General features: G+C 45.4%; 1 pseudogene. It reads left to right on the top strand.

Going from position 1 to position 551, the window contains the following annotated elements:
• Window positions 1-31: 31 nt before the first annotated feature.
• Window positions 32-551, top strand: a pseudogene (locus K9U40_RS23340) (hypothetical protein); the annotation flags it as partial.

Here is a 551-nt window from a genome sequence, read left to right as displayed (position 1 = left end):
GTGTAGCCATGTATGGCCGGGTATATACCAGGTGCCCCTGTTTGAATTCGTTAACTTGCATAGATTGCTTGCGCCAAAAAAGGTAGATGCTCTTTATTTGCTAACCATGCCTGCTAAGATTCTCGTAGAGTGTGTTCTATCCTTGCGCGGGAAGGGGTACACCATTGCATATGATGTTATGGATGAGTGGCAGGAATTTTTCACGTCGGGACAAGCGCCTTGGTATGAAAAACAAGTGGAAGAGCAATTGGTTCTACAGAGCGATATGGTTTGTGCTGTAGCGCCTGCCTTGGTCAAGAAGTTTGCCTGTATACGCAATGATGTTTTACTTATCGGCAACGGTTACTCGGAAGACGTAATAGGGCAAGAGAATCGTAGAATTGCACAGCCAATAGGATCCAATACTATAATAGGCTATTTTGGTCACCTCACTGATGCATGGTTTGATTGGAAACTGGTTTTTGAACTGGCGGTGCGTTACAGCTCCGTGCGATTTGAAATTATTGGCTATGGTGAGCCACAATGGGTGCGTGATCAGCTGAGTGATATGG

This window comes from Xanthobacter autotrophicus (assembly GCF_030015065.1).
GTDB classification, from domain to species: Bacteria; Pseudomonadota; Alphaproteobacteria; order Rhizobiales; family Xanthobacteraceae; genus Xanthobacter; species Xanthobacter autotrophicus_D.
The sequence above is the reverse complement of the archived record's forward strand: the minus strand, read 5'-3'. Positions and strand labels throughout refer to the sequence as shown.